This is a genomic window from Paenibacillus massiliensis subsp. panacisoli DSM 21345, assembly GCF_000426545.1.
GTDB lineage: Bacteria > Bacillota > Bacilli > Paenibacillales > Paenibacillaceae > Paenibacillus > Paenibacillus panacisoli.
Genome location: NZ_AUFO01000016.1, coordinates 86,377 through 112,296 on the forward strand (window position 1 = coordinate 86,377; position 25,920 = coordinate 112,296).

At 48.0% G+C, this 25,920-nt stretch carries 24 protein-coding genes; 22 read left to right on the plus strand and 2 right to left on the minus strand.

Features of this window, described 5'->3' with window-relative positions; all coding sequences use genetic code 11:
• Positions 1–7: 7 nt before the first annotated feature.
• From K331_RS0113780 to K331_RS31005, 12 genes are all read left to right on the plus strand, one after another.
• A complete protein-coding gene (locus K331_RS0113780; RefSeq protein ID WP_028590763.1) occupies positions 8–826 on the plus strand; it encodes a class I SAM-dependent methyltransferase in 819 nt (272 codons plus the stop codon).
• The gene (gene miaA, locus K331_RS0113785) at positions 810–1,790 is read left to right on the plus strand and encodes a tRNA (adenosine(37)-N6)-dimethylallyltransferase MiaA (protein ID WP_028590764.1); all 981 of its coding nucleotides are present in this window, start codon (positions 810–812) and stop codon (positions 1,788–1,790) included. The genes K331_RS0113780 and miaA overlap by 17 nt, the downstream gene beginning before the upstream one ends.
• Positions 1,791–1,809: 19 nt before the next feature.
• A complete protein-coding gene (gene hfq, locus K331_RS0113790; protein WP_018884213.1) occupies positions 1,810–2,055 on the plus strand; it encodes an RNA chaperone Hfq in 246 nt (81 codons plus the stop codon).
• A gap of 176 nt (positions 2,056–2,231) precedes the next feature.
• Positions 2,232–4,865: a PBP1A family penicillin-binding protein gene (locus tag K331_RS0113795; protein WP_028590765.1), complete on the plus strand. Its 2,634-nt coding sequence runs from the start codon at positions 2,232–2,234 to the stop codon at positions 4,863–4,865.
• Positions 4,866–5,006: 141 nt separating this feature from the next.
• On the plus strand, positions 5,007–5,564 hold the full coding sequence (locus K331_RS0113800; RefSeq protein WP_028590766.1) for a DUF402 domain-containing protein: 558 nt from the start codon (positions 5,007–5,009) through the stop codon (positions 5,562–5,564).
• Complete coding sequence (locus tag K331_RS0113805) at positions 5,561–6,223, plus strand: YdcF family protein (RefSeq protein WP_211237338.1); 663 nt, start codon at positions 5,561–5,563, stop codon at positions 6,221–6,223. The genes K331_RS0113800 and K331_RS0113805 overlap by 4 nt, the downstream gene beginning before the upstream one ends.
• A 149-nt stretch (positions 6,224–6,372) precedes the next feature.
• The gene (locus tag K331_RS0113810) at positions 6,373–7,341 is read left to right on the plus strand and encodes an AAA family ATPase (RefSeq protein ID WP_028590768.1); all 969 of its coding nucleotides are present in this window, start codon (positions 6,373–6,375) and stop codon (positions 7,339–7,341) included.
• A 291-nt stretch (positions 7,342–7,632) separates the two neighbouring features.
• On the plus strand, positions 7,633–8,919 hold the full coding sequence (gene hflX / locus K331_RS0113815; protein WP_028590769.1) for a GTPase HflX: 1,287 nt from the start codon (positions 7,633–7,635) through the stop codon (positions 8,917–8,919).
• A gap of 101 nt (positions 8,920–9,020) precedes the next feature.
• Complete coding sequence (locus tag K331_RS0113820) at positions 9,021–10,274, plus strand: methionine gamma-lyase family protein (RefSeq protein WP_028590770.1); 1,254 nt, start codon at positions 9,021–9,023, stop codon at positions 10,272–10,274.
• A gap of 83 nt (positions 10,275–10,357) precedes the next feature.
• Positions 10,358–10,768 (plus strand): MerR family transcriptional regulator, encoded by a 411-nt coding sequence (locus K331_RS0113825; RefSeq protein WP_018884260.1) that lies wholly within the window; start codon positions 10,358–10,360, stop codon positions 10,766–10,768.
• A gap of 49 nt (positions 10,769–10,817) precedes the next feature.
• Positions 10,818–12,146, plus strand: coding sequence for a type I glutamate--ammonia ligase (gene glnA / locus K331_RS0113830; protein ID WP_018884261.1), 1,329 nt, complete (start codon positions 10,818–10,820; stop codon positions 12,144–12,146).
• A gap of 366 nt (positions 12,147–12,512) precedes the next feature.
• Positions 12,513–13,241, plus strand: a complete 729-nt coding sequence (locus tag K331_RS31005; RefSeq protein ID WP_051289831.1) for a M23 family metallopeptidase — start codon at positions 12,513–12,515, stop codon at positions 13,239–13,241.
• A 279-nt stretch (positions 13,242–13,520) separates the two neighbouring features.
• Here K331_RS31005 and lexA read toward each other — a convergent pair whose 3' ends face one another.
• Positions 13,521–14,147, minus strand: coding sequence for a transcriptional repressor LexA (lexA, locus tag K331_RS0113840; RefSeq protein WP_028590771.1), 627 nt, complete (start codon positions 14,145–14,147; stop codon positions 13,521–13,523).
• A gap of 482 nt (positions 14,148–14,629) precedes the next feature.
• On the opposite strand from lexA, the gene K331_RS0113845 reads away from it, so the two are divergent.
• The 4 genes from K331_RS0113845 to K331_RS0113860 all read left to right on the plus strand — a co-directional run bounded on the left by K331_RS0113845 (position 14,630) and on the right by K331_RS0113860 (position 17,013).
• Positions 14,630–14,980 carry a LysM peptidoglycan-binding domain-containing protein gene (locus K331_RS0113845; RefSeq protein WP_028590772.1) on the plus strand — a complete coding sequence of 117 codons (351 nt, stop codon included), beginning with the start codon at positions 14,630–14,632 and terminating at the stop codon, positions 14,978–14,980.
• 411 nt (positions 14,981–15,391) lie between these two features.
• Positions 15,392–15,604 (plus strand): DUF896 domain-containing protein, encoded by a 213-nt coding sequence (locus K331_RS0113850; protein ID WP_025680105.1) that lies wholly within the window; start codon positions 15,392–15,394, stop codon positions 15,602–15,604.
• Between the two features lie 69 nt (positions 15,605–15,673).
• Positions 15,674–16,198, plus strand: a complete 525-nt coding sequence (locus tag K331_RS0113855) for a hypothetical protein (protein WP_018884266.1) — start codon at positions 15,674–15,676, stop codon at positions 16,196–16,198.
• A 20-nt stretch (positions 16,199–16,218) separates the two neighbouring features.
• Positions 16,219–17,013 carry an HAD family hydrolase gene (locus K331_RS0113860; RefSeq protein ID WP_028590773.1) on the plus strand — a complete coding sequence of 265 codons (795 nt, stop codon included), beginning with the start codon at positions 16,219–16,221 and terminating at the stop codon, positions 17,011–17,013.
• A gap of 328 nt (positions 17,014–17,341) precedes the next feature.
• Here K331_RS0113860 and K331_RS0113865 read toward each other — a convergent pair whose 3' ends face one another.
• Positions 17,342–17,884: a 1,2-dihydroxy-3-keto-5-methylthiopentene dioxygenase gene (locus K331_RS0113865; RefSeq protein WP_028590774.1), complete on the minus strand. Its 543-nt coding sequence runs from the start codon at positions 17,882–17,884 to the stop codon at positions 17,342–17,344.
• Between the two features lie 317 nt (positions 17,885–18,201).
• Between K331_RS0113865 and metH the strand changes: the two genes are divergently transcribed.
• From metH to K331_RS0113895, 6 genes are all read left to right on the plus strand, one after another.
• Entirely contained in the window at positions 18,202–21,639 is a 3,438-nt protein-coding gene (gene metH, locus K331_RS0113870; RefSeq protein ID WP_028590775.1) for a methionine synthase, read from the plus strand.
• A gap of 73 nt (positions 21,640–21,712) precedes the next feature.
• Positions 21,713–22,645, plus strand: a complete 933-nt coding sequence (rnz, locus tag K331_RS0113875) for a ribonuclease Z (RefSeq protein WP_028590776.1) — start codon at positions 21,713–21,715, stop codon at positions 22,643–22,645.
• A 348-nt stretch (positions 22,646–22,993) separates the two neighbouring features.
• Positions 22,994–23,773 carry a TIGR01457 family HAD-type hydrolase gene (locus K331_RS0113880; RefSeq protein WP_028590777.1) on the plus strand — a complete coding sequence of 260 codons (780 nt, stop codon included), beginning with the start codon at positions 22,994–22,996 and terminating at the stop codon, positions 23,771–23,773.
• Between the two features lie 33 nt (positions 23,774–23,806).
• Complete coding sequence (locus tag K331_RS0113885) at positions 23,807–24,628, plus strand: Fpg/Nei family DNA glycosylase (RefSeq protein WP_028590778.1); 822 nt, start codon at positions 23,807–23,809, stop codon at positions 24,626–24,628.
• A 3-nt stretch (positions 24,629–24,631) separates the two neighbouring features.
• Complete coding sequence (locus K331_RS0113890) at positions 24,632–25,471, plus strand: deoxyribonuclease IV (protein WP_028590779.1); 840 nt, start codon at positions 24,632–24,634, stop codon at positions 25,469–25,471.
• Between the two features lie 110 nt (positions 25,472–25,581).
• Positions 25,582–25,920 (plus strand): cyclic-phosphate processing receiver domain-containing protein, encoded by a 339-nt coding sequence (locus K331_RS0113895; RefSeq protein WP_028590780.1) that lies wholly within the window; start codon positions 25,582–25,584, stop codon positions 25,918–25,920.

Sequence of the window (25,920 nt, forward strand, 5' to 3'; positions counted from 1 at the left end):
AGGAAGTATGCCAGTGAGCAGTTATAATCCAATTCAAGATATGATCGTGACTACGGGGGACACCCCTTCCCCCGCGGTCATTGAGCGAGCAGAGGAGTTCGCGTATACGCATAAGCTCAAATATGCACCAAGAGGGCGCTTGTCCATCGCCAGGCTGGCGGAGGTCCATGAAGCCGTGGACGTGCTTGTTATATTGCACGAAGCTGTACGGCTGATTCGACCGGGCCGAACACCCATGTCGTTCCATCCCAGCATGGGGCTCATTCGCGCCAAGCGCGTGCTGAAGCAGGAATCAGATCCGCTGCTGACCATTGCGAGAGTGTCTCCAGGCGATCAAATCCTGGATTGCACAGCGGGTATGGGCTCAGATGCGTTAGTTCTCTCGATGGGAGCTGGTCGCACCGGACAAGTCACTGCGCTGGAAAGCTCTTTCCCGGTGTATGCTCTTTTGCGTGAAGGGATGAGTGAGTATCAGTCGGGTGTACCCGAGATTGACGAGGCGCTACGGAGAATTGATGTGCGCTATTCGGGGCATCTGGAATGGCTCAGCCAATTGGAGGATCGCAGCGTGGATGTGGTTTATTTTGATCCAATGTTCCGAGACCCCTTGCTGGACTCGGATTCCATTGGTCCGTTGCGTAGTTACGCCAATCCAGATCCGCTGAGCGAAGTCAGCATTGAGCAAGCCTGCCGGGTAGCGAGAAAGACGGTTATTCTAAAGGAGAAACGCAGCAGTGCTGAATTCAGACGTCTTGGCTTTGAGGCGGAGACACGCGGACAGAAGAAAACAGTGTACGGAGTGATTAACATTGACAGCGCTACATAAGCCACCACTCTTGGTGCTGGTCGGCCCAACAGCGGTCGGCAAGACCAAATCAAGCATCGACACGGCCAAGACCTTCGGCTGTGAGATTATATCCGGAGATTCCATGCAGGTCTACAGACATATGGACATCGGTACTGCGAAAATATCCGAAGCGGAGATGGAGGGCATCCCCCACCATTTGATCGATATTCATGAGCCAGAGTACCCTTATTCTGTGGCGGAATTTCAGGCGGAATGCCGGGGGTTGATTCACGATATTCAAGGTCGCGCCAAGCTTCCATTCATCGTAGGTGGTACGGGACTCTATGTAGAATCGGTATGTTATGAATATCAGTTCTCCGAGGTGGGTGCTGATGAGGCTTTCCGGGAGGAGCAAATGGAATTTGCGCAGCAACATGGTGCTGATGCCCTTCATGCCAGACTGGCACAGATTGATCCCGAGAGCGCACAGCGACTGCACCCGAATGATCTTCGCCGAGTGGTCAGATCTCTTGAGGTGTACCATGTCAGCGGTCAGACGCACAGCTCCCTTCTGGCGGCACAAACTAAGGAATCTCCTTATCATCTGTGCATTGTGGGTTTGACAATGGATAGGGAAATGCTATATAAACGTATTGAAGACCGCATCGACGGTATGCTGAGGCAAGGGCTTGTAGAAGAAGTGTCCGCGCTAATGGAGCGTGGTGTGCGTAGTGATGCAATATCCATGCAAGGACTGGGCTACAAGGAGATTTCAGCCTACCTGCGTGGTGAGATGACTCTGGATGCAGCAGTTACGTTGCTCAAAAGAGACACCCGCCATTTTGCAAAACGGCAGCTTTCCTGGTTCCGGCACATGAAGGACATTGAATGGATTGATGTCACGCACGCATCATCTGTTCAAGAGACATCTCGGAAAATCCGAGACATTGTTGCAGGAAAGTACGGGACAGACCTTGAATATACTTCAGAACAACTCAAATGATAATTGGGGGTACGGCTAAATGAACAAGTCCATCAACATCCAAGATACGTTCTTGAACCAACTGCGCAAAGAAACGATTCCTGTAACTGTGTATCTGGTGAACGGATTCCAAGTACGTGGAATTATTAAGGCCTTTGACAATTTCACAATTATTATCGACTCCGATGGACGTCAGCAAATGATCTACAAACACGCTATTTCGACCTTCACGCCACAGCGCAATGTCTCCTTGATGCAGCAGCAGGATTCTAGCAACGAGGGATAAGTAGGTCATTTCTGAAACTTTCTAGCTTCACATTGCGTTTAAAAGAATAACAATGAATCCGGAGCAACCTGAAACAAGGTTGTTCTTTTCATTCGGAATTCATTGTCTTTGCTAATCGACATGGATTGGAGCAGCAGAGAGAGACATATTTTGTATAGCGAAAGGGAGTCAGGGTAATGTCAAATGATTCATTGTCCAGATCCGGAAATCGCAACAGACCCAGAACACCTGCCAACCCGAAGCCGAAGGCTAAGAAAAAGAAGATTACAGGCAAACGTGTGATGTGGACGCTGTTTTTTACAACAGCCTTTGCGGTATTCTGTGCACTGGCCGGATATCTGTTTTTGACCGTAAATGGGGAGAAGCTATACCAGGCTAACCTGGACAAAGTAACGGTGAATCCACCTACGGAGATCTACGACCGAAACGGTAAGCTGATGACAGAGCTATCATACGAAAAAAGTGATCCCGTCGAGGGGGATGAGATACCGCAGCTATTGAAGGATGCGTTCGTAGCTACTGAAGATAAACGATTTTATGAGCATCAGGGCGTCGATATTTGGGCCATCGGCCGTGCGGCCGTGCGGGACGTTGTGGCAAGAGCCGCGGTAGAGGGTGGTAGTACGATCACGCAGCAGCTCGCCAAGAACCTGTTCCTGACCCGAGACAAAACCTTTTTCCGGAAAGCAACCGAGGTCTCCATTGCGATGGCACTAGAACGGGACATGGAGAAGGATCAAATTCTGACCCTGTACCTGAACCGGATCTTCTTTGGTCATCAACGGGTAGGTATCAAGGCAGCATCGGAGTACTATTTCGGTAAGAGCGACCTCAATCAGCTGGAGCTGTGGGAGATGGCGACACTGGCGGCAATGCCAAAAGGACCATCCAAATACAATCCATTGTCGAATCCGCAGGATTCCAAGGATCGCAGAGCTGTCGTGCTTACATTGATGCAGGAGCAAGGTTATATCACCAAGGAGCAGATGGATGAGGCCAAGGCTGTAGATTATGCATACGAGCCTCCAGCAAGAGAGCAGAAATACCAACCTTTCATTGAGTATGCTCTGGACGAGGCAGAGGATGTGACGGGGCTTACCCGTGATGATCTGACTGTCGGTGGATACAAAATTTATACGACGATGGATGCCCAGGCGCAGACCGCACTGGAAAAGGCCTTCAAGGACGATGATTTGTTCGAGAAGAGCAGGGACGAGCAGCCTGTACAGGGCTCCATGGTCATTATGAATAATCAGAACGGTTCTCTGGCTGCTATTCTAGGGGGGCGTGACTATCAGCGTGGTAATCTGAATCGGGCTACAAGTGTGCGCAGACAGCCTGGTTCGGCACTGAAGCCGATCGTCTCCTATGCACCTGCACTGGAGACAGGCAAGTTCAATTCCAACTCCCTGCTGAACAATGAGAAGCAGTGCTTCGGTAACTATTGTCCGAAGAACCTTCATGGATACTCGCCAACTGTAGGTATGAAGGAAGCCATTACCAAATCAGAGAATATTCCAGCGGTATGGCTGTTGAATGAAATTGGTGTGAACACAGGCTATACGTTTGCCCAGAAGCTGGGGATTCAAATGGGCGAAAATGATAAGACCTTGGCCATCGCCTTGGGCGGTATGGAGAAAGGGACCAACACCCTCGAAATGGCGCAGGCGTACAGCGCATTTGCCAATAAGGGGAAATATCAGCCGGCTTATGCCATTAAGGAAATACGGGATAGCTCTGACTCTGTGCGCTATAAGCATGAATCGAGCCTGACCGAGGTCATGTCTCCAGCGACGGCTTACTACATGACTGAGATGATGCAGGATGTCGTGAATACAGGCACAGGTAGAAGAGCTAAGATCGATTGGCCAGTTGCAGGTAAGACGGGTACCACTCAAAGTGGCATTTCGGGCAATAGCGGCAACCGGGATGTATGGTTCGTCGGCTACACACCTGAATACACGGGAGCTGTGTGGATGGGGTATGATCAACCTGACCGTAACCATATGCTCAAGAACAGCAGTGGTCTGACGGCCCAGTTCTTCGGTCGTGTCATGAGCGAGGCGCTCAAAGGTCATCCAGTGACTTCCTTTGAGAAGCCGGATGGACTGGAGCCGCCGGAACCCGTGGTAGAAGAGCCGCTGGTGTCCCCGGTTAGCGGACTTGCGGCAGATTATCGCCCTGAGACACAAATTGTCAACCTGTCCTGGAATTCGTCAGAGACGGAGCAGGTACAATACCGTGTCTATCGGAAGGCTGAGACCGAATCGGATTTCCGGGGGATTATTGAGGGGTTGTCAGTAACCAATACAGAGGATATTGATGTACCTGAGGGTATGACCTTTGATTACTATGTCGTCGCTTACGATGCGGAAGGCAATGAGTCTGATCCGTCCAATACGGTTCGCGTTCAGATTACAGCTGCCGAACCACCTGCACAGGAGCAGCCTGGTGATCTCGAACCGGACCCTGAGAACCCTGTTCCAGGTGATGGGACACAACCTGGTAACCCGGAGTGGCCGGGAGTACCAGAGGATCCGACTAACGGAGACGGAGCTGGTGTAGAGCAGCCAGGGGGTACGAATGGGACTGATCCTGTGACTCCTGGTTCCGATAGCGAGATGCCAAGTGATCAGCAAGAGGTTCCTCCAGTAGATCCGGGGAGCACGAATCCATCCAATGAGCCTGTTCAGGGGGCTCCGGATACAACGGTCAATCCCGGGCCAGAGAATAACGGCAATCACGGTAATGGGAATGGTAACGGAAGAAGTAACGGAAATGGGAATCAGGGGAATGGCTTCGGGGGCTAAGTTGAACTATGAAGTCGAAGATAGGAAGGCTACTAAGGTACTTATACCTAGTAGCCTTCTTTTTTGTGACAAGCGTCCGCTTTGAGTGTATTGTGCAAATATGGTAAGCTTGAGGTACCAATGTTGGAGAGGAACGTCTATATGAAGCGTAAATTTGGAGACCGAGCGAATTGGCGCCGCATTACGAATCGCAAATTCACCTGTCGGTATATTCAGAGTGAAGCGTTCACCGGGTACGTGACTCTATACACAATGCTGAACTTGAAGGAGCCATTATGGAAGACGTATGGCAGTCATACGTTCTGTATTGCAGATAAAGGCTATTCTTGGCTGCAATATTATCCTAAAGATGAGCATTATGTAGTAACGGCGATGTTCGATGATAAGCATCAGATTGTTGAATGGTATATTGATACCTGCCGCGGTCAAGGAGTCACGGACCAGGGGGTTCCCTGGTTTGATGATCTGTACCTGGATGTGGTTGTCCTGAGCAATGGCGAGATTTTTTTGGTAGACGAAGATGAACTGGAGGAGGCTCTTGAGAAGGGACATATTTCTGCAGAGGATGCTGCTCTTGCGGAGCGCACCGCTGCCGACCTGCTCAAGGCCATTGATGCACATGTCTTTCCTTATTTCAAGATGTCGCTTCAGCATCGTGCGGAGTGGTTTCACAATGGAGAGTTCAGGAGGAGGCAATGAAGAATTTACTGCGCAAGCACAGCTCCTCCATAGTTAACGTGAGTGAACCATCCACTACCAGTCCGCGCACCAAGCGCTGGCGTGTTATTGCTGTGATTATTCTCGTTGGCGGTGTATTGTGGGCCAGCAGCTTCATCTGGAGAATGAACACAGCTGAGAGCACGGCAAATCTTGTGACTGCGGATGTTGGGATCGTGCTGGGAGCGTCAATGTGGGGAGATGCTCCCAGCCCTGGTCTGAAGGAACGGCTAGAAGAGGCCAGGCTACTATATGAGAGTGGACAGGTCCCGAGGCTGATTGTAAGTGGTGGTCTGGATGATCCATCATTTCGCTATACAGAAGCAGAAGGGATGCAACGATATTTGATCCAGCATGGCATTCCTGAGGAGCATATCCTACTTGAAAATGAAGCAACCAGTACGTATGAGAATTTACTGCTGAGTCAGCAGATTATGAAAGACCATGGCTATAGGACGGCCATTATCGTGACACATACTTACCACGGTCCCAGAGCTATGGAGATCGCACGTGCCCTTGATTACAAGAATCCACAATTGTCTCTTACCGATACGAAGGTTCTTTCTCCGATCGTGCATCAGGGACGAGAGGTGCTGGCTTATGCCAAATGGACCCTTCAGCGCATGTTGCTTGCGGTCTGAACTTATGTTTTCTTGGATCATAGGTGGTGCGAGCCTGAATTGGCTTCGCCCTGCCTCGTGCCATGAACAAAACTGCTAATATGGACATGCACCACTGAATACATTGATTAAAGGGACGGTACCCGATCAAATGTCGAGGTGATGGATGCATGAACGGACGGGGAATGGCAGCAGGTAAACAAGCTGCGGAACGGCCTTCCAGGCAGATCAATGTCGTAATACGCAGCCAGGAGCCTCAGAATTCTATAGAAGCTGCTGCTGTAGCGCTACCTGCCAAGGAATTGCCACAGCATGCTCTGTATCAGGAGATCCGCAAAGAGCTGGATCAGCTCGTTGGTCTGGATAACATCAAAGAACTGGTGTTTGAAATTTATGCTTTCTTGCAAATTGCGCATATGCGTGCAGACGCAGGACTGCTGAGCGATGCACACGTCTATCATATGATATTCAAAGGTAACCCAGGCACGGGGAAGACGACGGTGGCCCGGATCGTTGCCAAGATGATGCAGCGGCTTGGTGTATTATCCAAGGGGCATCTGATTGAAGCGGAGCGTGCGGACCTGGTTGGGGAATATATCGGGCATACAGCTCAGAAGACCCGCGATTTAGTAAAAAAAGCCATGGGCGGCATATTGTTTGTGGATGAAGCCTATAGCTTGGCGCGAGGCGGAGAAAAGGATTTTGGCAAGGAAGCCATTGATACCTTGGTAAAAGCGATGGAGGACCAGAAAAATCAGTTTATTCTGATCCTGGCAGGCTACTCCGGGGAGATGGATTTCTTTCTGCATACGAATCCTGGATTACCTTCGCGTTTTCCCATTCAAATGGAATTCCCAGATTATACTGTGGACCAGTTGATTCAAATCTGTGAGCTGATGGCCAAGGATCGGGATTATATTTTGCTCCCCCAAAGCATACTAAAAATGAAGCAGCATTTAATGTCTGCAAAGCAGGAAAGTCTCCACGCGTTCAGTAATGCGCGCTATGTCCGCAATGTCATTGAACGTTCTATTCGTCATCAAGCGGTTCGATTATTGAATCAGTATGCTAGCGGTCAGCCCGGCAAGCTGGAATTGATGACGCTACGTCCGGAGGATTTGAAAATATCCAACGATTAGGCGATAATGAGGGTTTAGGCACAAGTGTTCTATAAATACAGTAATGATCGGGCGTATGAGTAATAAGGAAGCAGTTAATAATCTCTTAGTAATAGCTTGCTGTAACTGTGTAGTATCATCAAACAGAGTAATATGACCGATGAATAGGATGTATGAGGGTCAGAAATGGGTCAAGCGTGCCCAAATAACAATCATATCTCTAAAGCCTGAGCCGACCTGGATAAGGTCGGTTTCTGCTCGGATATTGAAATTGAAACGAACATTGCAGCAAGAGGAGCTGAACAAGCATAGATGAGTAACCAAACTTTTGATACACAAACAGATATTAAGGATCGTGCAGTCCTGGTCAGCCTGATCACGGATGAAGTGAAGCGTACCGGCGTCGATCCCCAATATTCTCTGGATGAGCTGGTGAAGCTGGCAGAGACGGCGGGGGTAGAAGTATTAAGTGTAATGAGCCAAAACCGGGAGACAAGGGATACAAAATGGTTCATCGGTAAAGGGAAAGTGGAGGAGCTGCGGGCCATTGCGGATACACTTGGTGCGACTACGGCCATCTTTGATCAGGAGCTGTCCGGTGCCCAGGTGCGAAATCTGGAGGAAAGTCTGGACCTGAAGATCATTGATCGTACGCAGCTCATTTTGGATATATTCGCGCAGCGGGCCAACACGCGTGAAGGGATCATACAGGTTGAGCTTGCCCAGCTCTCCTACCTGCTACCGCGTTTGTCGGGACAAGGTAAAAACCTCTCCAGACTTGGAGGGGGAATTGGAACACGGGGGCCTGGTGAAAGCAAGCTGGAGACAGACCGACGTCATATTCGTGACCGGATCGGAGAGCTAAAGCGTCAATTGGAAGAGGTTACACGGCATCGGCGACTGCATCGAGAGAGAAGGCAAAAAAGCGGAGTCATTCAGGTGGCACTGGTGGGGTACACGAATGCGGGGAAATCAACATTACTCAAGCAGCTCACTGCAGCGGATGTGTATATTGAGAATCAGCTTTTTGCTACGCTTGATCCTACCTCTCGGAATATGGAATTGCCAAGTGGAAAGGAAATTGTACTGACGGACACGGTTGGCTTCATTCAGAACCTTCCACATGATCTAGTGGCGGCATTTCGTGCGACACTAGAAGAGGTTAATGAGGCGAACCTGATTCTCCATGTGGTGGATGCTTCGTCTGACATGAGAGATGATCAGATGAAGGTGGTACAGAACATCCTGCAGGATCTGGGTGCAGCAGACAAACCGCAGCTGGTGTTGTTCAACAAGAAGGATGCCTGCTCACCTGAGCAGCTGGAAATGCTTCCGGCAGGTCCTGAATATGTGAAGCTCAGTGCTTTTGATGAAGCGGATTTGTTGAAGGTTCGGGAGATGATTCAGGAGCATCTTACTGGGGATACCGTAGTGTACAAAATTCCAGCGGAGCGAGGAGATCTGACGTCGGTCATCTATCGCGTCGGGGATGTCATTCGGACGGAATATGAAGAGAATGATGTGATATATGAGGTTCGATTGCAGAAAAGCGAGTATGAAAAATACGGCTATGCTTTGCGAGAATTTACAATGGCATAACATGAAATGAAAGTTATTTACATTATAGGCTGTCAAGAAAATGACATGACGAGGTATACTCTTCGTCAGCTTGAGGGGCAAAAAGGGGATTGAGGTTAAGGATGGTTCTTTTTTCACCAGAGATTGAACAGGTCAAGAAACGGGTAGAGGAGAAGATTCAGGGGAGATTACGGGAGATTGACAGCATTGTGGACCTGAATCAGTGGAAGGTCATCGAGGCGTTCCAACGGCATCAGGTGAGTGATTTTCATTTTGCCAATTCGACGGGATATGCGTATAACGATCGTGGGCGAGAGGTGCTCGACCTTGTGTATGCGGATGTATTCGGGGCAGAAGCTGCCCTGGTTAGACCGCATTTTGCATCTGGCACGCATACGATCGCAACAGCGTTGTTCGGTGTGCTACGTCCTGGCGATGAGCTGCTGTACATCACTGGGCGTCCATATGACACTTTACACAAGGTTATTGGTCACGAGAATGATGGGACGGGCTCACTAGCAGACTTCGGAATTCGTTATCGTGAAGTGGCTCTTCAGGCAGGTGGAGAGATAGACTGGTCAGCCGTACAGCAGGCGATCAGCCCAGCAACAAAGGTCATCGGTATTCAACGTTCACGGGGCTATGACTGGCGAGCGTCCTTCACAGTTGCTCAGATTGCTGAGATGATTCAGCAGGTGAAGGAAATGAAACCGGACGTAGTAGTCTTCGTAGATAACTGCTACGGGGAATTTACGGAGAAGCAAGAGCCTACGGATGTTGGTGCCGATCTGATGGCGGGCTCGTTGATCAAAAATCCGGGGGGCGGAATAGCGGAGACCGGAGGCTACATATGTGGTAAAAAGGAATACGTGGAGCTGGCGGCTTATCGCTTGACTGCACCAGGGATTGGCTCAGAGGTTGGGGCTATGCTGGGGACCACGAGACATATTTATCAGGGTTTGTTCTTGGCGCCTACCTTAGTCGGGCAAGCTGTAAAGGGAAGTATTTTCGCAGCAGCTGTGTTTGAGGAAGTGGGCTTCGAATCCAAACCAGGCTGGCAGGAGCAAAGGACTGATCTCATCCAAGCTGTTTCTTTCACTGGTGCTGAGCATCTCATTGCATTCGTACAGGGAATACAACGTGCTGCAGCTGTGGATAGTCATGTGGTGCCGGAGCCTTGGGACATGCCTGGCTATGAGCATCCTGTCATTATGGCGGCAGGGACCTTTATTCAAGGAGGTAGCCTGGAATTATCCGCTGATGCGCCGATTAGAGCGCCTTATATCGGTTATATGCAAGGAGGACTTACCTATTCCCACGTCAAATTTGGTGTTCTAATGGCACTGCAAACGATGAAGGATCGTAATTTACTGTGAGTTTACCTAACATATCATTGACATTTTGCATCAGATAAATGTACAATGAGGTGAAGAAAAGATCACTGGAAGGTTGATGAACGATGGGTGACGAAATTCGCAGAAATATGGCCTTATTTCCAATCGGAATCGTTATGAAGCTGACAGATCTGTCAGCAAGGCAGATTCGTTATTATGAACAGCACAGTCTGATTGTTCCGGCACGTACGTCCGGTAATCAGCGCCTTTTCTCATTCAATGATGTAGAGCGTTTGCTTGAAATCAAAGCACTGATTGAGAAAGGGGTTAATATCGCAGGCATTAAGCAGGTAATGAACCCTGTCTCCAAAGAATCTGAGGAAGCAACGGTAATTACGGCTGATACTGAGGTCAAGCGTCGGGAGCTGTCGGACACGCAGCTGCACCGCTTGCTGAAGCAGCAGCTCGTTGCAGGGAAGAGACCAGGTCAGGTCTCCATGATTCAGGGTGAGCTGTCCAGGTTTTTTAATAAATAATTAGCTATTATACTCCATTACATGATAAGAGAGAAAAGGAGAGGTTACATTGAGTTACAGCAAAGAAGACATTCTCCGTATTGCCAAGGAAGAAAACGTTCGCTTTATTCGTCTGCAGTTCACAGATTTGCTTGGTACCATTAAGAATGTAGAGATTCCTCTGAGTCAGCTTGAGAAGGCACTTGATAACAAAATGATGTTTGATGGTTCTTCGATTGAAGGCTATGTCCGTATCGAGGAATCTGATATGTATCTGTATCCAGATCTAGATACATGGGTGATTTTCCCTTGGGTTACGCAAAACCGCGTGGCGCGCCTAATCTGTGATATTTATATGCCAAATGGCGAGCCGTTCGCTGGAGATCCACGTGGGATCTTGAAGAAAGTGTTGAAGGAAGCCGAAGAAATGGGCTACTCTTCCATGAATGTTGGACCTGAGCCTGAGTTCTTCCTGTTCAAGACAGATGAGAAGGGCAATCCGACAGAAGAATTGAATGACCAGGGTGGATACTTCGATCTGGCTCCAACGGATCTGGGCGAGAATTGCCGTCGCGAGATCGTTCTGACACTGGAAGAGATGGGCTTCGAGATTGAAGCTTCCCACCACGAAGTAGCACCAGGACAGCATGAAATCGATTTTAAATATGCAGACGCTATCAAGGCTGCGGATCAGATCCAGACGTTCAAGCTGGTCGTGAAGACTATCGCGAGACAGCATGGCCTGCACGCTACATTTATGCCTAAGCCATTGTTTGGCATGAACGGCTCGGGAATGCACTGTCACCAATCCTTGTTCCAAGGCGACACTAATGTATTCTATGATGAAAGCGACACGCTTGGCTTGAGCCAGACAGCACGCTATTATATGGCAGGAGTGCTGAAGCACGCTCGTGCGATGGCGGCAATTACGAACCCTACGGTGAACTCGTACAAGCGTCTTGTACCAGGTTATGAGGCTCCTTCCTATGTGGCATGGTCTGCTAGCAACCGTAGCCCGATGATTCGAATTCCGGCATCTCGCGGTTTGAGTACTCGGATCGAGGTTCGTAACCCAGATCCGGCTGCTAACCCTTATCTGGCACTGGCTGTAATGCTGAGAGCAGGTCTGGATGGCATTAAGCGTCAATTGACATTGCCAGCTCCGATTGACCGTAACATTTACGTCATGACAGAGGAAGAGCTGGTGGAGGAAGGCATTGCAAGCCTGCCTGCAGATCTGAAGGAAGCGCTCGGCGAGCTACTGCGCAGTGAAGTAATTGCAAGTGCGCTGGGAGATCATGCGCTCGCATACTTCTATGAGCTTAAGGAAATTGAATGGGACATGTATCGTACTCAAGTTCACCAATGGGAACGCGATCAATATCTGTCCTTGTATTAAGATGATAACCCTTGGGGCCATAAGGCTCCAAGGTTTTTTTGCTTTGTTGAAGGGGCGAAATACCCCTACTGTCGAAGTAGATCAAATACATAGAATTACTACTGCTAAGATATCTATTTCTAAGAAATACTTCCCCCTCACACTTGTTAAAAATTTGGTATGGTAATTTGATTCTAATTCAAATTGAGTATGGTGAGCCCGAATCTATAAATGCTGAAGCTTTTGAGCAGGCGACGAGGTGCCGTTGCTATATCCAGCTGTGATCATAGAATAAAGGAAGAGAGTAATTAGTAAAGAGAGTAGTGAGGGAGATTACTAGCTATTCTAGATGACACGTCCGTATTCATGAAAAGGAGAGGGGCAAGCATGATGACAAATCCATTCGATGGTTACCGACTTACCAGCCCATTCGGATATCGGAATAGTCCTGTGGACCAGGTCAGAAGATTTCATCGCGGAGTGGACCTGGTCATTACCCCGCCTGATGGCGAAATAAAAGCATTTACTTCAGGGTTGGTCCTTCATGCCAAGCTAGGAGTTACCGGCTCTGGATTCGGTAATATGGGTATAGTGGTTGCTATACGTGATGTGCATGGATATCTACATGTATATGCGCATCTTTCTAGTGCGGGAGTAAGGGAGGGGCAGCAAGTTCAGCGAGGCCAGGTCATTGGTCGGCAGGGGAGTACGGGGAGTTCAACAGGACCACATTTACATTACGAAATTCGTAGGACATCATCACCCTCATATGGCTACACACCCACAGAAGCTGGAGTTGTAGAGCCTACTCAATACTTGATAAATTATTATAGGGCAACAGAGCCGGGGAAGGAGAACCCAGTGACACAGGAAAGAGATGTTCATGTCGTCAGCCCATGGGCCGAGAAGGATTGGAAGGAAGCCGAAGCTAACGGTTATTTTGACGGCAGTCGACCAGGAGCACCAATGACCAGGGAGGAAGCAGCGATTGTGATTAATCGCTTGCGGCGAAATTTCTTGACTTTGATTGGGGAAGTCGGGGGAAATGTAAAAGAGCTAGACGAGCGCTTAAAGAGGATCGAAAGTGCCACTAATCAAACACCTAATAATTCCTGAATGAATGTATTGCCAGTTGCGCACGTATCCGTGTACTCGGATACTCACTAAATGATCCTATGGCCTGAATTGAAGCAGTATTAGAAGTATAATGCCAGAAAAATATGCCGGAAACATAGACTAGAATCGCACGTTATGCTTTACGAAAGTATGACACTTAGAGGTACCCTAATTATTACGCAAGAATACACCCTCATAATACTTAGAAGAAGCAAGCGCGCTTGTCCAATCATAGTAAATGAGGGTGTATTGGCTTATATCTTACATACTGAAAGAAGTCTAGTGGAAATCTCTGAAGAGTCCTACAACCTTGCCCAAAATTGTAACATGGGTTAAACGCAACGGTTCAAAAGCAGGGTTCTCTGGCTGCAGTCGGATGTGATCCTTTTCCTTGTAGAAGGTCTTCACAGTTGCTTCGTCCTCTTCAGTCATGGCAACGACGATCTCTCCGTTATTCGCAGTCTGTTGTTGACGAACGATCACGTAATCCCCGTTGGAAATGCCTGCCTCGATCATACTATCCCCTACAACAGATAGCATAAACATCTTGTCCTCGCCAACGAACTGCTGAGGAAGAGGAAAGTAGTCCTCAATGTTCTCAGTAGCTGTAATAGGTACACCAGCTGTAACTTTGCCGACGACAGGGACACGAGACACCGTATAGTTGAACATATGGGCATTATCGGATTCTTCCTGACCCAGAAGCTCAATGGCGCGTGGTTTTGTAGGGTCACGACGAATCAAGCCCTTCTTCTCAAGACGATCCAGATGACCATGAACTGTCGAGCTGGACGCCAAGCCTACTGCTTCGCCAATCTCTCGGACTGAAGGAGGATATCCCTTCAAGCGTACTTCATTACGTATGAATTCAAGTATTGCCTGTTGTCTGCTGGAAATCTTGGACATACCGTATCAACCCCAATATAGTAACGTTTGGGAAAATTATAACATAGAACTTCCGTTCGCACAAACATAAGTTCTAAATAGCGCGTGATTAAATGAAGTTAGATCCGTTTCCAGGTAGCCATTGACTGGAGTACTGGCTATTGAGAAACGTAGGTCGTACGGCATGTAACCATCGCCTAAAGAGTGTACTTTTTTGCAGCATAAAGTGAATGTTTACAATAGATCTACAAATGGGATGCAATTAATGTAGTACATGAATAGTTATCTGACATATGGTTTTGGGTCTATTGAGCTGTTGCTCATACCAAAGACGTCAATTGCTTGAGATCAAGACGGGTGAATGAAAAGAAGCAGAAGTTGATGCTTCGGAACAAAGTCGAAAAAAAAGGAGAACTTTTGTTCGGATAATGTATTGAACAAAACATGTGTTCGTGTTATATTGATTTCAATATTAACGAACACATGTTTGGAGGGCTCGGAAAATGAGATATACAACTTACAATAGCATCTATGCTTCTACAAGTTCTGAAGCAATTTCACATACCCAAAGCTTACTGGTGCGACTTACAAAATCCGTTTTGTTCAGACTTGTTTCAATTATGTTTTTGTTGTGGTTGAGCGGAACAGGAATTATTACAGTACTTGCTGATGAGGGAAATACCCAGCCATTGGCCGAAAAGGTTGTTGTAGAACCTGGAGATACGTTGTGGGGGATTGCGGTGTCCCATAAGCCTGAGAGAATGGACCCGAGAGTCTATATTGAAGCGATCAAGCATGTAAATGGGTTGAAGGAGTCAGGAGTAAGAGCTGGACAGGTGCTGTACCTTCCCTAAGATGGATGTCATGCTTTAAATTTTGGATAGTAGATACTTTGACTATCCTCCCTGCTTTTAAGTTGAGTCCCTATGTTATTAATTTTGCACGATCTCCTATCCTTCATTAAATTAATGATCCATGAATCGGCATTTCAGATGAGAATTAAGTATCTGATATATAAAGGTCTCAGATATTGCACTGTCGATTTTGCAGGATTATGAATACAGCTAATATGAATGAGCTATCCTATGATTCTTATGGAAAATCCAGCTCGATTGTTTATGTACAGTAATATTGTATCTTCTATTACATATCCGTTCCTAGTCTTGTCTGGAACTTCATTTGTAGCTTGTTGGGGCGTGCCTTGACAAGCTCTTTTCTACATGTCAAAGTGTATTATATCTTTGCTTATAATGGAGGGAAATAGATTGGAGATTGAGGTATTAGTTGAGCGCATTAACGTGCTCGCGCGTAAAGCCAAACAAGAGGGACTTACAGAAGAGGAGACCCTGGAGCGAGCTGAGCTCCGTGAAATATATCTCGGCAACATCCGCAAAAATTTCCGGCAGCAGCTGGAATCCATTGAATTCGTGGATGATGAGAGTTCAAAAGAAGATGGATCAGACAGCAAAAAGCAATAATGCTTCGAAAAATCGTAAGACCGCTTCAACTATGCACTAGCGGATATTCCATGGGAAGGAACTGTGAATATGTCTCGATCATTTGAGCGAAAAGTACGTAAAAATATGCAACAGGTCAATAAAAACCGTAAGAAAAACGGTCAACAAACTATACAAGGAGGCAGCGCTTCGACTGGCGACAAGTTCTATGGCCGCAATGTGAGTGTACCGGTCATGCTGGCGGGCCTGGCTATTCTGTATTTGTCCATGACGCTCTTTCTGACCAATCGGGGTATGGGCACCATGGACTGGGTCGTCTTTGTATTGTATATCTTACTAGCAGTTATCTTCTTCCTGCGTCGTCCTTACTTGAGAATAACCAAGGACACACTATACTCTTTCCGCAGCGGTCGTGAGAAGTTCATGGCAGTAAAGGATATCAAGAGTATTCAGGTGCAACGTGGCTATGTAACGGTTGAGAAGAATGGCAGATGGGGCAACTGGGTGTTTTCCAAGACACTCGCCAGATATGACACGGACGCTATTACCGAACGTCTGAAGGCATTTGCAGCACTTCACAACATTAAATTTACAGAAGAACATCCAAAAAGCTAAAGAAGAGTGGGGCGGTTAAGATGACAATCCAAGCGGTTATGTTTGATCTGGACGATACTTTGCTATGGGATGAACGCAGTGTAGAGGAATCTTTCGATGCTGTATGTGAGCAGGCTGCTTCTGAGAAGGGGATCGATCCGGCGAAATTAAAAGAAGCAGTACGTGCGGAGGCGCGTGCTCTTTATGAGTCCTATGAGACCTTTCCATTCACGAAATTGATAGGCATTAATCCTTTTGAAGGCTTATGGGCTCATTTCAATGGAGGAGAGCAGACGGAGTTCCGAAATCTGGAGCAGCTTGCGCCCGTTTACCGTACAGAATCCTGGCGTAAAGGTCTTGAGCGATTAGGTGTACAGGATGCGGAGCTGGCGGCTAGGCTCGCAGATCAATTCATGTCTGAGCGGAGGTCACGTCCGTACGTATATGAGGAGACCTTCGCAGTTCTGAAAGAGCTGAAGGATCGCCAATTCAAGCTGCTTTTGTTGACGAACGGCTGTCCGTCCCTGCAGCAGGAGAAGCTGGATGGTGTTCCTGAGCTGGCGCCTTACTTTGATCACATTATCATCTCGGGAAGCTTCGGGAAAGGGAAACCAGACCCGACTATCTTTGAGCATGCTCTTTCCCAACTAGGTGTTACTAGTGAGGAAGCAATTATGGTGGGTGACAAGCTGACAACGGACATTAAGGGAGCGGTAGCTGCCCATATTCGTGCGGTATGGGTGAATCGGAACGGCAAGACAAATACCGAATCGATTCAGCCAGACTACGAGATAAAGCATTTATCCGAGCTGCACGATATCATTCAATCGATCTAATCAGGCATCTTAACTGATCCTTGAAACCCTTTCGTTGTGGTAAGTTCACGTAATTAGACTTGGCTTATGGAAAAGTGAATTAAAATTTAGTGGTGATAAAAGACAGTATCAATGCAGCGAAAACGGCATGACCTCATTTTTTGTGGGGTCAGTGCCGTTTTTTGCATGCGCAAAAAACAAGCTCCATAGTCCTTTTCAGAACATGGAGCTTGTTCATAGTTAATATCGTACGAGATGCTGAAGCGCTGAGGGACTACGAACTGGGTAAGAATTGAGATTAAGCTGAGACCCATCACCTCAGCTTAAGTTGAATTGTTGCAATTCGAAATTACGCCTTGATAAAGGTAGGATCATCGTAGTGCTCAGCAATCCAGCCATTTTCCTCAATAAACAGTCGCACAGCAACGATTTTTTGATTTTCCATTAGTGTGAAGAAGTGAGGGGTGTTCTCCGGTACGGAAATGACATCGCCTGGAGAGAGCTCAACGTTGAAGTAACCAAGCTCTTCGCCGCCCTTAATGATAAAGATTCCTTTGCCGCCGACAATCGCGCGAATCTCATCCTCGGTATGTGTATGAATATCCTCGAATTTGGCAAGAAGCTCCTCCAGATTCGGTGTGGCTTCAGAGAGAGTGATCACATCCCAAATTTTATAGCCTCTACGTGCCGCCAAGTCCCTAATTTCGCTATCGAATGTCTCTAGTACTTGTTTTTTCTGTTCATCTGTGAGTAAAAATTTCTCCTTCAGTTCGGAAGAAAGCTTGCTGACATCCCAATGCTCATACAGCACCTCTTGCTTCTCCAAAAATGCTCTCACAGCCTGATCTCCGGTAATACGCTCCCCAGTGTTGCGAATCACGATTTCAGCCATTTCATTCTCCCTCTTTTCCACTTGGATTAATTATATTAATATTAATATAATATTATAACCAATGCTAGTTCATTTGTCGATGAAGATTATGAGAGGATATGCATAACTTATCCATAGCTAGAGAGAAATTATAGAGAGTGAATTTCCTGGTGCGCATTTACCATGACGGGGATTCGTATCTGTTGTCGATGCTTAGCTGTAATTTATGATTTTGATTATGTAAGGTTTATGTATGAAAATGCGAGTTGAATGTATCATATTGACGGTCTTTCTGCTAAACTAAGATTTAACGTTTTACGGGGGGGAACATGCACGCGATGAAACCAAGCATTCAGGAATCTATTCTGAAACGAATTCTTATTCTGGATGGTGCCATGGGTACCATGATTCAACAGGAAACACTCTCTCCCGAAGACTTCGGCGGCGAAGAGCTGGAGGGCTGTAACGAGATGCTGGTCCTTACGCGACCGGATGTAATACAGCGTATTCATGAGCAGTATCTGGAGGCAGGGGCTGACCTGATTGAGACGAATACATTCGGAGCTACCTCTGTTGTATTGGAGGACTATGATATCCCTGAGAAGTCACGTGAAATCAATCTGGCTGCGGCTAAGCTTGCACGTGCGGCTGTGGATAAATATACAACACCAGACAATCCCCGCTATGTAGTAGGGGCGATGGGGCCAACGACCAAGACACTATCGGTAACTGGCGGTGTCACCTTTGCTGAGCTGGTTGAGAGCTATGAGGAGCAGGCGCTCGCGTTAATCGAAGGCGGAGTGGACGTACTGCTACTGGAGACCTCGCAGGATACTTTGAATGTCAAGGCCGGGAGTATTGGCATTCGGCAAGCATTTGAGAAGAGCGGTGTGACGCTTCCGCTAATGATATCGGGAACGATTGAACCTATGGGTACGACCCTTGCTGGTCAAAATATTGAAGCTTTCTCCATCTCGCTAGAGCACTTGAATCCGATCTCCATTGGACTGAACTGTGCTACAGGGCCAGAGTTCATGAGGGATCATATTCGTTCGCTGTCATCTATCTCGAGTGCAGCAATCAGCTGTTACCCTAATGCAGGCTTGCCTGATGAGAACGGGCAGTATCATGAGTCACCGGATTCGCTGGCCCGCAAGATGGCTGCTTTTGCTGAGAAGGGCTGGATTAATATTGCTGGAGGCTGCTGTGGAACGACTCCAGAGCATATCCGGGCTATGGCTGAAGCCATGTCTCAATATGAACCAAGACCACTTGTAGGAGAGCATTCTCCTGCTTTATCGGGCATTGAGCCTGTATATATTGAACAGGATAATCGTCCGTATATGGTTGGTGAGCGCACCAACGTGCTTGGATCAAGGAAGTTCAAGCGCCTAATTGTAGAAGGGAAATATGAGGAAGCTTCGGAAATCGCTCGTGCGCAGGTCAAGAGCGGAGCACATGTCGTTGATATTTGTGTGCAGGACCCGGATCGGGATGAAGCTACAGACATGGAAGCCTTCTTGAAGCTGGTAGTTAATAAGGTTAAGGTTCCCTTGATGATTGATACTACAGATGTCAAAGTTATTGATCAGGCACTGCAGTATTCACAGGGAAAAGCGATCATTAACTCCATTAACCTTGAGGATGGCGAGGAGAAGTTCGATGCCGTTGTACCACTGATTCATAAGTATGGTGCAGCCGTTGTAGTAGGTACGATTGATGAGCGTGGTCAGGCGATCACCCGTGAGGATAAGCTGGAGGTTGCCAAGCGCTCACATGATTTGCTGGTGAACCATCATGGTCTCAAGTCGGAAGATATCATCTTTGATACACTTGTATTTCCCGTAGGAACCGGAGATGAGCAGTATATCGGGTCGGCGGGGGAGACGATTGAAGCTATCCGGATCATTAAAGAGGCACTGCCAGGGGTGCATACCATTCTGGGAATCAGTAACGTATCGTTCGGCCTGCCAGAAGCTGGCCGTGAGGTGCTGAACTCGGTCTTCTTATATGAGTGCACCAAGGCAGGTCTGGATTATGCGATTGTAAATACAGAGAAGCTGGAGCGCTATGCGTCCATTCCCGAGTTCGAGCGGAAGCTGGCTGAAGAGCTGATATATAACACAAATGATGAGACATTGGCATCCTTTGTTGCTGCTTTCCGTAATAAGAAGGTAGAGAAGAAGGAGAAGGTCTCCAATCTGACGCTGGAAGAGAGATTGGCGTCATATGTAGTCGAGGGAAGTAAAGAAGGGCTTATTCCTGACCTGGAGGAAGCACTCAAGAAATATGCACCACTCGCGATCATTAACGGTCCACTGATGGCGGGTATGGAAGAGGTCGGACGACTTTTCAATAACAATGAGCTTATTGTAGCTGAGGTACTCCAAAGTGCCGAGGTCATGAAGGCTTCTGTAGCTTTTCTGGAGTCCTTCATGGAAAAGAATGAATCCTCGGTGAAGGGGAAAATTATACTGGCAACCGTTAAAGGGGATGTACACGACATCGGTAAAAATCTGGTAGAGATCATCCTCTCCAACAATGGTTACCGAATCATTAATCTGGGTATTAAAGTACCACCTGAGCGGATTATTGAAGCTTATCGTGAGGAAAAGGCCGATGCGATTGGATTGTCAGGTCTGCTGGTCAAATCAGCACAGCAAATGATCGTTACAGCGCAAGATTTGAAGACAGCCGGCATTGATGTGCCCATTCTCGTAGGTGGTGCTGCTCTGACACGTAAATTTACAAAAACAAGGATTCGCCCTGAGTACGATGGAATGGTAGTATACGCAAAGGATGCTATGGATGGTCTGGATATCGCCAATAAGCTGATGAATCCGCAGACGCGCGAGGTCATGCTCCAAGAAATGAAAAATGAGCAGGCAGCTGAGGCAGCGACCGCGACAGTTCCTAAGACAATGCCAGCGCTTAGCCGGGCTGTGCGTTCCAATATCTCGACAGACGTACCAGTCTATACAGCCCCGGATCTGGAGCGTCATGTTCTGCGTAACTATCCGATCGGCCATATTATTCCTTATGTAAATATGCAGATGCTGCTGGGGCATCATCTTGGGCTGAAGGGCAATGTAGAGCAGTTGCTCGCCGCGAGCGACCCCAAAGCGATCAGTTTAAAGGAAACGGTGGATGGAATTCTTCAGGAAGCGGTACAGAACTCAATTATTCAGGCGCATGGCATGTATCGTTTCTTCCCGGCACAGTCTGAAGGTAACGACATCCTGGTGTATGATCCGGCTGACACATCGAAGGTGCTGCACAAGTTCACCTTCCCTCGGCAGCAAGTGGAGCCATACTTATGTCTGGCTGATTTCCTGAAGCCGGTTAGCTCTGGCATTATGGATTATGTTGGCTTCATGGTCGTCACAGCGGGTCAAGGAATACAGCAGCTCTCGACAGCCTGGAAGGACCAAGGGGATTATTTGAGATCCCATGCCCTGCAAGCTGTGGCTTTAGAGGTAGCTGAGGGGCTTGCAGAGCGAGTACATCACATGATGCGCGATATCTGGGGCTTTCCGGACCCTGCAGACATGACAATGAAGCAGCGTCACGGAGCCAGATACCAGGGGATTCGGGTATCATTTGGCTATCCAGCTTGCCCGGATCTTGAGGACCAGGAGCCGCTATTCAATCTGTTAAAGCCAGAGGATATTGGTGTTGAGCTGACGGAAGGGTTCATGATGGAGCCAGAGGCTTCCGTATCTGCGATGGTGTTCAGTCATCCGCAGGCACAATATTTTAACGTAGAAAAGGTATAACTCTTATTGCAGAATGTTTGGGTGGATGTCAGGCCTGGGGATTTTGTGTGATCAGAGGAAGAAGGTAGAGAGTATGGAACTATACTTTTTGGGGACAAATGCGGGTGTACCGACATTACAAAGGAATGTGACTTCCATAGGATTGCGCCTCCTGGAGGAGCGTCGAAGCATGTGGCTATTCGATTGTGGTGAAGGTACACAGCAGCAGATTCTGAAATCCCCGTTAAAGCTAAGCAAGCTGGAAAAGCTGTTCATCACGCACATGCATGGTGACCATATTTTCGGCTTGCCGGGGCTAATCTCCAGTCGGGCGTATCAGGGTGGTGTGAATGCATTAACCATATATGGCCCACCAGGGATCAAGAAATATATTGATACCTCGCTTGAGCTAAGCCAGTCGCGGATTAACTACCCGCTGGAGATTATAGAGCATCAGGGAGGCGTCATCTTCGAGGATGCGCAGTTTCGGGTAGAGGCCGCTCTCCTGGAGCACAGAATAGACAGCTATGGCTATCGCATCATCGAGAAGGATAAACCAGGCAGGCTGGAGCCAGCACTGCTACAGCAATATGGAATCAAGCCCGGTCCATTGTATGGTCAATTAAAAAACGGTAAGCCTATTCATCTGGAGGATGGACGTGTGGTGCGCCCTGAGGATGTACTTGGTGCTCCGAAGAAAGGCAAAATTGTTACGATCTTAGGGGACACTCGTCCCTGTGAGGGTGTCGTTAAGCTCTCAGCCGAAGCGGACCTGGTCGTGCATGAAGCTACATTTGCCCATGGTTTGGCTGATACAGCACATGAGTACTATCATAGTACTGCTCGTCAGGCAGCTGAAGCGGCACAGCAAGCAGGGGTGGCCCAGCTTGTACTAACACATTTCAGCTCAAGATACAAAGACATGGAGGAGCTGGAGGAATTGCTGACTGAGGCCAAGTCGGTATTTCCTAATACGCTGCTGGCTGAGGAGCATATTATATTACCTATAACAGGAGCCGGAGAATAACGATCCAGACGCTCATTTCAGGCTCATTTTGCAGGTGCCGGAGGCTGACTCCGGCACTTATTTTTGTTCATGTAGAGGCAAAAGGTCGGTGTTCTACGGGATATTTCCGGTGATTATTTTCCGGGCAAGCGCAGGATACGACATTTGTTCTTGACGAAACTCTTAATATTTGATACATAAATTGCTCCCATTCGACCAGGATTTCTTTGGTGTCATGTATTCCTGCTATTGATTTTGACGTATTGCGACACATGGTTTACAATCAGCGGGGAATGAACAGTTTTATTCAGCATTTCTATATTGCCCAAAGATTGCTACTACGGTGGGGAACCGCTTGGAGGTACAGCTATGAAGCCTTTACTTATTGATTTGGACGGAACATTATATCACGGTAGTCATATGATTCCAGAGGCAGATCGTTTCATATTAAGCCTGAGAAAGAAAGAATTCCCTTATTTATTTGTAACGAACAACTCATCAAGGACACCTGAGCAGGTCGCGTTACACTTGTCAGGAATGGGAATTCCCGCCGATTCACAGGACGTATGTACCTCAGCGATGGCTGCCGGCAGATATATTGCGGAAGAACATCCAGGAGCAAGGGTATACTGCATAGGAGAGGAAGGATTACAGCGGGCCATTGTGGACGCTGGTCTACAGCTTGTGGAAGAGAGTCCTGATGTTGTCGTGCAAGGGATTGATCGGCATTTTACATATGATAAGCTGGCTGCTGCGATGCGCTGGATTATGGATGGGGCAAAGTTCGTCATGACGAACCCGGATTTGCAGCTCCCAGCATCTGGTGGACTTACACCTGGTGCAGGCACCTTGGGAGCAGCCATCGAAGCAGCGACTCAGGTGAAGCCATTAGTAATCGGCAAGCCGTCCGGCATTCTGATGAATTATGCATTGGAGCTTCTTGGAGCGAAGGCTGCCGATACGCTAGTCGTTGGGGATAACATACGTACGGATATCGCTGCAGGAGCGGCAGCTGGATGCAAGACAGCCCTGGTTCTGACAGGCGTATCCACACGGACCAATATGGAAGCACATATGAAGGTCGCAGCCGTAAGGCCGGACTATGTATTCAATGATCTGCCAGAGCTCCTGACTTGGTTAGAGCGCTAACATTTTATTTTATGCGGAAGGATTGATGAACCAATGCCTGAACTACCGGAAATGGAGAATTATCGCACTTTACTGTCTGAACGCATTCTGGATCAACCCATTACGGGCGTCACCATAGAACGGGAAAAATCTCTGAACGTATCCACGGATGTATTTCGTAATGCCTTGCTTGGGAACAGTGTCGTGTATATTGAGCGGAAAGGTAAGCATCTGATCTTCCATCTAAATTCAGGACGCCGTCTACTGCTACATCTGATGCTCGGGGGGATGATGTATTTGGGTAGTGAGGAGGACAAGCCTGATCGTACCACGCAAATTGAGCTGGACTTTAGTGGGCTGAAGCTATGGTTCATTGGCTTGCGATTAGGATATCTTCACTTATTGACCTCGAAGGAGACAATGGAGGCACTCTCTGATCTGGGCCCTGATCCTCTAGACCGCCATATGACGCTGGAGAAATTCACTGGACTGCTAAAAGGTCGCCGTGGAACTCTCAAGAGCACACTCGTGAATCAGCATTGGATTGCCGGCATTGGCAACTGTTATGCAGATGAAATTGCTTTTATCGCAGGAATAACGCCTTCCTCCAAAATTACAGGCATTGCTGCATCCGCTGAGCTTACAAGCAAGCTGTATCATGCTATGCAATCTGTACTGCGTGAAGCATATCAGGGCGGGGGTTATATGGAGATGCCGCTATTCAAGGAAGATACTCACACGGGTGGCTTCAATGATCAGTGCAGAGTATATGATCGTGAGGGAGAGGCATGCACGCGCTGCTCCGGTAAGATTCGCCGAGTCGAGCTCGCGAGCCGTAAGGTATTTTACTGCCCAGATTGTCAGACTGAGGTATAACTCATGTATATCGGCGCCCACGTTAGCACCAGAGGAGGCTTTCTCAAGGCCGCAGAGAGAGCCCGAGCCGCAGGAGCGGGGGCCTTTCAGTATTTTTCGAAAAATCCGCGCAGCCTTCAGCTTAAGGCTCCCAATCTTAGAGATACTGAGGCTTGTCTTCGCTATTGTCGTACTCATGGGCTACAATCCATTGTACATACTGCCTATGTCGTGAATCCGGCGACAGGGATGACTCAAGGAAACGAGCTCTATGCTGCGACCGTCGCATCTCTTCGCAATGATCTGCTCATTGCAGAAGGGTGCGGCTCCTCGGGGATCGTTGTTCATTTTGGGCATCTCAAATCAGCAGATCCGCTCACGGGCTACAAGAACATTATTCAATGTTTGAATGATGTTCTGAAGGACTGGCATGGGCAGACGAAAATTCTGCTGGAGAATCAAGCGGGAGATCACGGGCCGATGGGAGTCACGATGGAGGAAATGGTGCAGATTCGCAATCTGTGCCATGCCCCTGAGCGTATCGGCTTCTGTTTGGATACCTGTCATGCCTTTGCTTCGGGGATGTGGAGTGGGCAGCCGGATGATGAATGGTGGAATAAAGGAGAGGCATTGGGCTATTGGGCAACACTCGGAGCAGTACATCTTAATGATTCACGCTATGGAGCCGGGTCCTTGAAAGATCGCCACGAGCGTGTGGGAAAGGGACGAATTGGGGAGCGAGGCTTGCGCTGGTTGTTGGAGCACGAGACGATCCGTTCAATCCCTGTTATACTGGAAAGTGCACCTGGTGAGGATGGTACTCATCAGGAGGATATACACATGCTCTATTCTTGGTTTGAATAGCATGTACAGCCAGAAGAGTATGATAGCAGGAGTAGTATGAAAAGCTACCAAAACGGTAGTACACCAACAGGTTGCAACAGGGGATGATAGGTGGATGGAGGAGCGATCGAATGCACTTATATATGGATGATTACAGGCCTTGCCCACAAGGCTTCGCCCTCGCCAGAGATGCTGAGGAATGTATAGTGATGCTTAGAGAATGCCACGATCAAATAGATATTCTCTCCCTTGATTTTGATCTGGGACCGTGGGGAACGACAGGACTTGAGGTTGCTTCGGCCATTGTGCGAGAGAAGCTGTATCCTAGACGTATTTATCTCCATTCCTCCAGTGATTACGGCAGAAGAGCCATGTATGAGCTACTGTATGAGCATAAGCCAAATGATGTCCAGCTGTATAACCATGCTATGCCTCATGAGCTACTCATCCAGATTGCAGGGGAAGGATAG

Coding starts and splice junctions, on each gene's coding strand:
- K331_RS0113780 (WP_028590763.1), top strand. CDS start 8: ATGCCAGTGAGCAGTTATAATCCAATTCAAGATATGATCGTGACTACG.
- K331_RS0113795 (WP_028590765.1), top strand. CDS start 2,232: ATGTCAAATGATTCATTGTCCAGATCCGGAAATCGCAACAGACCCAGA.
- K331_RS0113885 (WP_028590778.1), top strand. CDS start 23,807: ATGCCTGAACTACCGGAAATGGAGAATTATCGCACTTTACTGTCTGAA.
- K331_RS0113800 (WP_028590766.1), top strand. CDS start 5,007: ATGAAGCGTAAATTTGGAGACCGAGCGAATTGGCGCCGCATTACGAAT.
- K331_RS0113810 (WP_028590768.1), top strand. CDS start 6,373: ATGAACGGACGGGGAATGGCAGCAGGTAAACAAGCTGCGGAACGGCCT.
- K331_RS0113855 (WP_018884266.1), top strand. CDS start 15,674: ATGTCTCGATCATTTGAGCGAAAAGTACGTAAAAATATGCAACAGGTC.
- K331_RS0113880 (WP_028590777.1), top strand. CDS start 22,994: ATGAAGCCTTTACTTATTGATTTGGACGGAACATTATATCACGGTAGT.
- K331_RS0113895 (WP_028590780.1), top strand. CDS start 25,582: ATGCACTTATATATGGATGATTACAGGCCTTGCCCACAAGGCTTCGCC.
- K331_RS0113820 (WP_028590770.1), top strand. CDS start 9,021: ATGGTTCTTTTTTCACCAGAGATTGAACAGGTCAAGAAACGGGTAGAG.
- K331_RS0113845 (WP_028590772.1), top strand. CDS start 14,630: ATGAGATATACAACTTACAATAGCATCTATGCTTCTACAAGTTCTGAA.
- K331_RS0113890 (WP_028590779.1), top strand. CDS start 24,632: ATGTATATCGGCGCCCACGTTAGCACCAGAGGAGGCTTTCTCAAGGCC.
- hflX (WP_028590769.1), top strand. CDS start 7,633: ATGAGTAACCAAACTTTTGATACACAAACAGATATTAAGGATCGTGCA.
- K331_RS0113865 (WP_028590774.1), bottom strand. CDS start 17,884: ATGGCTGAAATCGTGATTCGCAACACTGGGGAGCGTATTACCGGAGAT.
- rnz (WP_028590776.1), top strand. CDS start 21,713: ATGGAACTATACTTTTTGGGGACAAATGCGGGTGTACCGACATTACAA.
- K331_RS0113860 (WP_028590773.1), top strand. CDS start 16,219: ATGACAATCCAAGCGGTTATGTTTGATCTGGACGATACTTTGCTATGG.
- K331_RS0113825 (WP_018884260.1), top strand. CDS start 10,358: ATGGGTGACGAAATTCGCAGAAATATGGCCTTATTTCCAATCGGAATC.
- lexA (WP_028590771.1), bottom strand. CDS start 14,147: ATGTCCAAGATTTCCAGCAGACAACAGGCAATACTTGAATTCATACGT.
- K331_RS0113805 (WP_211237338.1), top strand. CDS start 5,561: ATGAAGAATTTACTGCGCAAGCACAGCTCCTCCATAGTTAACGTGAGT.
- hfq (WP_018884213.1), top strand. CDS start 1,810: ATGAACAAGTCCATCAACATCCAAGATACGTTCTTGAACCAACTGCGC.
- metH (WP_028590775.1), top strand. CDS start 18,202: ATGAAACCAAGCATTCAGGAATCTATTCTGAAACGAATTCTTATTCTG.
- K331_RS31005 (WP_051289831.1), top strand. CDS start 12,513: ATGATGACAAATCCATTCGATGGTTACCGACTTACCAGCCCATTCGGA.